Origin of the sequence: Prevotella sp. P3-92, assembly GCF_002251205.1 — a bacterium.
GTDB lineage: Bacteria > Bacteroidota > Bacteroidia > Bacteroidales > Bacteroidaceae > Prevotella.
In genome coordinates this window covers 1-757 of record NZ_NPJE01000049.1, presented here as the reverse complement: position 1 = coordinate 757, position 757 = coordinate 1, and the positions used below count along the sequence as shown (strand labels likewise).

The following is a 757-nucleotide window of genomic DNA, read 5'->3' as shown; positions in this document are numbered from 1 at the left end:
TCATTTTGAATCGAAGGGTTTTATCTCTCCCGTAGAGGTGACAGACTTTCCCATCCGTGACCACAAGGTGGTACTGGTTCTGCGCCGCCGCAGGTGGATAGATACCCGCACAGGAAAGAGTTTCATTCTCCCGCTGAAAGTGACAGCCGACGGCACCCGCTACTCTAAGGAGTTTGCGGCTTTTTTAAAACAGACGTATGGGGAAATCCCCAGTGACCTGCCGTACGCTTGAGGATTTCTACTACATTGACGCACATACGTTCAAGAAACAGTACAAGGAGGTTCTGAGTGACTATCGTAGCTGGAGTGAACTGCCACACGCAGACGAATGGCTTGTGTTTCCGGAAAACATTGGCTCTCATCTGGCTATAGATGAGACAAGCCTGTCCAACGGCGAGCTGTATACTATCGTAACCAACCGTGAGCGTCATGGCGGTGAGGGATGTCTTGTTGCAGTCGTGTCCGGCACGAAGTCGGAAGATGTCATCAAAGCCTTGGAGAATATTCCCGAAGAGAAACGCGAGGCAGTGACGGAGATAACACTTGACCTGTCTGACTCCATGCACAAGATTGTACGATCTGCTTTTCCGAAAGCCCAACGTGTCATTGATCGCTTTCACATTCAGAAACTCGCCTGTGATGCCGTACAGGAGATGCGTATCAGACACCGCTGGGATGCCATACAAGAAGCCAATGACGAGATGGAAAACGCCAGGCAGGAAGGGCGGGAATACGTTCCATTCCGCTATGAGAACGG

General features: G+C 50.9%; 1 protein-coding gene and 1 pseudogene. Both read left to right on the top strand.

Going from position 1 to position 757, the window contains the following annotated elements; translation table 11 throughout:
• Positions 1 to 232 (top strand): annotated as a pseudogene (locus CIK93_RS07270) (hypothetical protein); the annotation flags it as partial.
• Positions 198 to 757: transposase (locus tag CIK93_RS07265; protein WP_144269536.1), on the top strand; the 560-nt coding region annotated here is incomplete at its 3' end. The pseudogene CIK93_RS07270 and the gene CIK93_RS07265, both read left to right, overlap by 35 nt.